General features: G+C 69.0%; 8 protein-coding genes. 5 read left to right on the top strand and 3 right to left on the bottom strand.

Annotated elements, in window-relative coordinates; genetic code table 11:
• Positions 1 to 70: 70 nt before the first annotated feature.
• The 5 genes from araH (at position 71) to PI86_RS00395 (ending at position 5,178) form a co-directional block, all read left to right on the top strand.
• On the top strand, positions 71 to 1,087 hold the full coding sequence (gene araH / locus PI86_RS00375) for an L-arabinose ABC transporter permease AraH (protein ID WP_039317435.1): 1,017 nt from the start codon (positions 71 to 73) through the stop codon (positions 1,085 to 1,087).
• Positions 1,088 to 1,110: 23 nt separating this feature from the next.
• Positions 1,111 to 1,926, top strand: coding sequence for an SDR family NAD(P)-dependent oxidoreductase (locus tag PI86_RS00380; RefSeq protein WP_039317438.1), 816 nt, complete (start codon positions 1,111 to 1,113; stop codon positions 1,924 to 1,926).
• A 72-nt stretch (positions 1,927 to 1,998) separates the two neighbouring features.
• On the top strand, positions 1,999 to 3,057 hold the full coding sequence (locus PI86_RS00385; RefSeq protein WP_039317442.1) for an aldose 1-epimerase: 1,059 nt from the start codon (positions 1,999 to 2,001) through the stop codon (positions 3,055 to 3,057).
• Between the two features lie 39 nt (positions 3,058 to 3,096).
• Positions 3,097 to 3,924: an orotidine-5'-phosphate decarboxylase gene (gene pyrF, locus PI86_RS00390; protein ID WP_014898123.1), complete on the top strand. Its 828-nt coding sequence runs from the start codon at positions 3,097 to 3,099 to the stop codon at positions 3,922 to 3,924.
• Positions 3,925 to 4,119: 195 nt separating this feature from the next.
• Positions 4,120 to 5,178 carry a hypothetical protein gene (locus PI86_RS00395; protein WP_039317445.1) on the top strand — a complete coding sequence of 353 codons (1,059 nt, stop codon included), beginning with the start codon at positions 4,120 to 4,122 and terminating at the stop codon, positions 5,176 to 5,178.
• 42 nt (positions 5,179 to 5,220) lie between these two features.
• Here the strand turns inward: PI86_RS00395 and PI86_RS00400 are convergent, their stop codons facing one another.
• From PI86_RS00400 to PI86_RS00410, 3 genes are all read right to left on the bottom strand, one after another.
• A complete protein-coding gene (locus PI86_RS00400) occupies positions 5,221 to 5,721 on the bottom strand; it encodes a CinA family protein (RefSeq protein ID WP_014898121.1) in 501 nt (166 codons plus the stop codon).
• Positions 5,722 to 5,752: 31 nt separating this feature from the next.
• Complete coding sequence (locus tag PI86_RS00405; protein ID WP_039317449.1) at positions 5,753 to 6,298, bottom strand: phosphatidylglycerophosphatase A family protein; 546 nt, start codon at positions 6,296 to 6,298, stop codon at positions 5,753 to 5,755.
• A partial coding sequence (locus PI86_RS00410; protein ID WP_039317452.1) for an AIR synthase-related protein occupies positions 6,288 to 6,671 on the bottom strand: 384 nt, incomplete at its 5' end. The genes PI86_RS00410 and PI86_RS00405, both read right to left, overlap by 11 nt.

Raw genomic sequence — 6,671 nt, forward strand, 5'->3', positions numbered from 1 at the left:
CGCGACGCACGACATTCGAATCGATCACGCGCGGCGCGGGCCGCGCGATGCAGGAGCAGGAGACACAACCATGCAAGTCAGGGAAAACCTCGCCAGCGCAGTCGTGAAGCCGTCGGCCGACGCGCTGGTTCCGCAGCAGAGCGACCGCCAGAAGTGGTGGCAGCACCTCGCCGAATACAGCCTGATCGCGATCTTCGCGGTGATGTTCTTGACGATGTCGCTGACGGTCGATCACTTCTTCTCGATCGACAACATGCTTGGCCTCGCGCTGTCGATCTCGCAGATCGGCATGGTCGCGTGCACGATGATGTTCTGTCTGGCCTCGCGCGACTTCGACCTGTCGATCGGCTCGACCGTCGCGTTCTCGGGCGTGCTGTGCGCGATGGTGCTGAACGCAACCGACAACACCTTCGTCGCGATCGTCGCGGCGGTCGCGGCGGGTGCCGCGATCGGCTTCGTGAACGGCGCGGTGATCGCGTACCTGCGCATCAACGCGCTGATCACGACGCTCGCGACCATGGAAATCGTGCGCGGGCTCGGCTTCATCGTGTCGAAGGGGCAGGCGGTCGGCGTGTCGTCGGATACGTTCATTGCGCTCGGCGGGCTCACGCTCTTCGGCGTGTCGCTGCCGATCTGGGTCACGCTGCTGTGCTTCATCGTGTTCGGCGTGCTGCTGAACCAGACGGTGTACGGCCGCAACACGCTCGCGATCGGCGGCAACCCCGAGGCGTCGCGGCTCGCGGGGATCAACGTCGAACGCACGCGCGTGGTCATCTTCCTGATCCAGGGTGCGGTGACGGCGCTCGCCGGCGTGATCCTCGCATCGCGCATCACGTCGGGCCAGCCGAACGCCGCGCAGGGCTTCGAGCTGAACGTGATCTCCGCGTGCGTGCTCGGCGGCGTGTCGCTGATGGGCGGCCGCGCGACGATCTCGGGCGTCGTGATCGGCGTGCTGATCATGGGCACCGTCGAGAACGTGATGAACCTGCTGAACATCGACGCGTTCTACCAGTACCTGGTGCGCGGCGCGATCCTGCTCGCGGCCGTGCTGCTCGACCAGTTGAAGAACCGCGGCGTACGCGACTGACCGATTCCACGGAGACGATTCGCATGACCATCGAAACTTCCGCGCAGGAGCCGCGCGCCGCGAGCGACGCGCGCTATGCGCGCTACCCGAGCCTCGCGGATCGCGCGGTGCTGATCACGGGCGGCGCGACCGGCATCGGCGCATCGTTCGTCGCGCATTTCGCGCGGCAGGGCGCGCGCGTCGCGTTCGTCGACCTCGACGCGGACGCGGGCGCCGTGCTGGCGGAGCGCCTCGCGCATGAGCAGGACGTCCGCCATGCGCCGCTGTTCCTCCCGTGCGACCTGACCGACATCGACGCGCTGCGCCGCACGATCGACGCGATCCGCGCACGGATCGGCGCGATCGCGGTGCTCGTGAACAACGCGGCGAACGATACGCGCCATGCGATCGGCGACGTGACGCCTGCCTCGTTCGACGCGGGCATCGCGGTGAACCTGCGCCACCAGTTCTTCGCCGCGCAGGCGGTGATCGACGACATGAAGCAGCAGGGCGGCGGCGCGATCATCAATCTCGGCTCGATCAGCTGGATGCTGAAGAACGGCGGCTATCCCGTCTACGTGATGGCGAAGGCGGCCGTGCAGGGGCTCACGCGCGGCCTCGCGCGCGATCTCGGCCCGTGCGGGATTCGCGTGAACTCGCTGGTGCCCGGCTGGGTGATGACCGACAAGCAGCGCAGGCTGTGGCTCGACGACGCGGGCCGTGCGGCGATCAAGGCCGGCCAGTGCCTCGACGCCGAGCTGCTGCCGGACGATCTCGCGCGCATGGCACTGTTTCTCGCGGCCGACGACAGCCGGATGATCACCGCGCAGGACGTGGTGGTCGACGGCGGCTGGGCCTGACTGACTGTTCGCGTTCGCGCGAAGCCGCGCGACGACCCGTATCGTTTCATCGACGAAGGAAAGGAGCTCACCATGACCGCTACGTCCTCGCGCGCGTCGTCCACGAGCCAGTCGCGCCGCGCGCGCCTGGCCGCCGCCGCGCAGCCGGTCAGCGCCGGCCCGCAAACCGCGTCGTTCGCACAGGGCATCGGCGCCGCGCATGCGGCGGCCGTCACGCTGTCGAACGCGTCGCTGCGGCTCGACGTGCTGCCGCACCTGGGCGGCGGCATCGCGCGCTTCGACTGGCGCGGCGACCACGGCGCGCTGCAGCCGGTGTTCCGCCGCTGCGAGCACCCGGAAACGGCGACGGACCCGAACGAGCTCGCGTGCTATCCACTGCTGCCTTACTCGAACCGGATCGGCAATGGCCGCTTCGAATGCGACGGGCGCAGTATCGCGGTGCCGCGCAACCGCCGCGACGAACCGCTGCCGATCCACGGCGACGGCTGGCTCGCGCCGTGGCAGGTGGACGACGCGACCGACACGACGCTGCAGCTGTCGCTCGATCGCACGAGCGGCGCGCCGCATGCGTTCCGCGCGATCCAGTCGTTCGCGCTCGACGACGCGACGCTGTCGATCGCGCTGACGATCGAGAACGCGGGGCGCGCGCGGCTGCCGTTCGGGCTCGGCGTGCATCCGTTCCTGGTGCGCGACGACGCGACCGAGCTGGCCGCGGCCGCCGGCGGGTTGTGGCTGTCCGGCGCCGATTTCCTGCCGGTGCGGCATGTGAGCGTGCCGCCGGCCTGGCAGTTCGGCGTCGCGTATCCGTTGCCGGCGACGCTCGTCAATCATGCATTCACCGGCTGGGGCGGCCATGCGACGGTGAGCTGGCCGCGCCGCGGGCTGTCGCTGACGGTCGCGGCCGACGCCGATGCGTACGTGCTCTATACGCCGCCCGGCGAGGCGTTCTTCTGTTTCGAGCCGGTCGATCATCCGATCAATGCGGTGAACCTGCCGGGCGGCGCGGCCGCGCACGGGATGACGCTGCTCGCGCCGGGCGAGCGGCTCACGCGGCGTTTCGCGTTCACCGTCGAGCGGGCCGATGCGCGCGTCGATGCGACCGCGCGCGAGGGACGCCGGCGACGCGGGTAAAATACGCGGTCTACCAACGGTTTGCCGCGAGAACCCGCCATGTCTTCCCCGCTTACTTTCATCGAATCGCTGCGCGCCGCGTGGCAGCGCACGAATTCGCTGCTGTGCGTCGGCCTCGATCCCGAGCCGTCGCGTTTTCCCGTGCAGTTCGACGGCCAGCCCGACGCGATCTTCGAATTCTGCCGGCAGATCGTCGACGCGACCGCGCAGTATGCGAGCGCCTTCAAGCCGCAGATCGCGTACTTCGCCGCGCATCGCGCGGAAGATCAGCTCGAACGCCTGATCGCACACATCCACCTCCAGCATCCGGGCCTGCCCGTGATCCTCGACGCGAAGCGCGGCGACATCGGCAGCACCGCCGAGCAGTACGCGCGCGAAGCGTTCGAGCGCTATCGCGCGGACGCGGTCACCGTGAACCCGTACATGGGCTACGACTCGGTCGAGCCGTACTTCGAGCATGACGGCAAGGGCGTGATCGTGCTGTGCCGCACGTCGAACCCGGGCGGCTCGGACCTGCAGTTCCTCGACACCAACGGCCGGCCGCTGTACCAGGTCGTCGCGGATCTCGCGGCGAACAAGTGGAACGCGAAGAACGGCCAGCTCGGCCTCGTGGTCGGCGCGACCTTCCCGAACGAAATCGAGATCGTGCGCGGGATCGTCGGCGACATGCCGCTGCTGATTCCCGGCATCGGCGCGCAGGGCGGCGACGTGCAGGCGACCGTCAACGCGGGCCGCACGGCTGACGGCACCGGGATGATGATCAACTCGTCGCGCGCGATCCTGTACGCGAGCAACGGCGAGGATTTCGCCGAAGCCGCGGCGCTCGCCGCGCAGAAGACGCGCGATACGATCAACGCGCATCGCTGACCTACCGGCCGCCCGTCAGGGTGGCCGCTCGCCGCGCCCGCGCTCGCGGGCCGCGCGCCTTCCTCGCGTGTTTGCCGCCCTGGCGCACGCGAACAACTTCCCGTCGCTTCCGTACCGCATGTCGGCAATTTGGTCGCGCGATGCTCCCGTTTGTCATCGATCCGTAACCAAAATGTCAAGAAAGGGAGCGACGCCATGCCCAAGCTGTCCCGACGTCTTTTGAGCGCGCTTGCCGCGTCGTTGTGCATGACGTTCGCCCACGCGGCGGACCTGTCGCACTGGCCGGCGGACAGCGCGAAGGCGCTGAACGCGATGCTCGCCGAGCACGCGCATCGCGGCGACTACGCGGTGTTCGACGCCGACAACACGACCTATCGCTACGACCTCGAGGAATCGCTGCTGCCGTATCTCGAGAACCACGGCGTGCTCACGCGCGAGTCGCTCGACCCGTCGCTGAAGCTGATCCCGTTCAAGGATTCCGCCGACTACAAGGAATCGCTGACGAGCTATTACTACCGGCTCTGCGAGATCGACGACCTGGTCTGCTACCCGTGGATCGCGCAGGCGTTCGCGGGGCTGTCGCTCGCGGACCTGAAGCGCCACGTCGACGCGATGCTCGCCGACGGCAAGCCGGTGCCGATCCGCTACTGGCAGGGCGACAAGGTCGTCGACGGCACGGCGAACCCGCCGCGCTTCTTCCGCGGGATGCAGGAGCTGTACAACGCGCTGCGCGAGAACGGGATCGAGGTCTACGTGATGACGGCCGCGCACGAGGAGCTCGCGCGGCTCGTGCTGGCCGATCCGAAATACGGCTACAACGTGAAGCCGCAGAACGTGATCGGCGTGACGACGCTGCTGCGCAACCCGGCGACGGGCGCGCTGACCACGTCACGGCTGCAGATCAAGGCCGGCAAGTACGACGAGGCCGCGAACCGCGAGCTCGTGATCACGCCGTTCCTGATGAACCCGATGACGTGGTACGAAGGCAAGCTCGGCTCGATCGCCGGCTGGATCGATCAGTGGAAGAAGCCGGTGCTCGTCGCGGGCGACACGCCGAAATCCGACGGCTACATGCTGCTGAACGCGACCGACGTCGCGCGCGGCGGCGTGCGCGTGTGGGTGAACAAGAAGGACAAGCAGATGGCGCAGATCCGCGCGTGGTCGGACGAATCCGCCGCGCAGCAGAAGGCGCTCGGCCTGCCGGTCACGGCGGACAAGAACTGGATCGTCGTGAAGCCCGACGCGATCCAGTAAGCGGCCAGGGGCGCTGGCCGCCCCCGCCGTGGCCGCGGCGGATCAGCCTTCGCGCTCGTCGAGCAGCTTCAGCAGCCCGCGCAGCGCATGTGCGGCCGCCTGCGTGCGGATCTGCTCGCGGTCGCCCTTGAACACGAGCGTCTCGACGTCGGTATGCAGCCGGTTGCTCCACCCGAACGACACGGTGCCGACCGGCTTCTTCTCGCTGCCGCCCGCCGGGCCGGCGATGCCGGTGACGGATAGCGCGACCTGCGCGCGGCTGTTGCGCAGCGCGCCTTCGGCCATCGCGCGCGCGACCGGTTCGCTGACGGCGCCGTGTTTGTCGATCAGGTCGGGCGGCACGCCGATCATCTCGGTCTTGGCCTGGTTCGAATAGGTGACGAAGCCGCGCTCGAACCACTGGCTGCTGCCGGAGATGTCGGTGATCGCGGCGGCGATCATGCCGCCGGTGCAGGATTCGGCGGTGGCGAGCGACAGGTGCTCGTCACGCAGCTTGTTGCCTGCGCGGATCGCAAGCTGGTGGACGACGGAATCGGTTGGCATGCGCGTCGGGAAACGGGAGTCGGGAAATCGGTCAGCCGATGACGGAGCGCCACAGGGCGATCACGAGCAGCGTCATGAACGCGGCGATCAGGTCGTCGACCATGATGCCGAGCCCGCCTTTCACGCGGCGGTCGAAATAGCGGATCGGCGGCGGCTTGAGCATGTCGAAGCAGCGGAACACGACGAAGGCCCACAGCTGGCCGACGAAGGTCGCCGGCGTGACGAACAGCATCACGAGCCAGATCGCGACGATTTCGTCCCAGACGACGGGGCCCGGATCGGTCGTGCCCATCCTGCGCGCGGTGAAACCGGTGACCCACGTGCCGGCGACGAACCCGACCGCGATCAGCGCCCACCATTGCGGCACCGTCAGGTAGCGGTTGAGCACGACGAACGTCAGCCAGCCGAACAGCGAGCCGAACGTGCCGGGCATGAACGGCGCGAGCCCGCTGCCGAAGCCGAGCGACACGATGTGCGCCGGGTGCGACAGCATGAAGCGCGCAGTGACGCGCGGCGGCGTGTTGCGGGCGGCGTCGGGCGCGGCCGCGGGTTGCGCGGGCGTCGGGTCAGTCTGCATGGAAGTGGTCGAAACCGTGCAACGTGAGGGTCAGGGGCGCGCCGGCGGCATCGCGCCACGCGATCGCGGGCTGCTCCGCCGGCGAGGACAACGCGCGTATTGTACCGATTCGCGTGACCGGTACGCCGGCGCTTGCGCCGGCTGCCTCGACCGCCGCGCGGGCCGCGACCGGCGCGGTGAAGCACAGCTCGTAGTCGTCGCCGCCGGCCAGCGTGCAGCGGCGCTGCACGTCGGCCGGCAGCGTCGCGAGCGCCGCGGAGCGCGGTACCGCGTCGGCGTCGATCTCGGCGCGCACGTTCGAGCGCGTCAGGATGTGCTGCAGGTCGCCGGCGAGACCGTCGGAAAGGTCGAGCGCCGCGTGCGCGACGCCGGC

It is taken from the genome of Burkholderia sp. A9, from assembly GCF_000801975.1.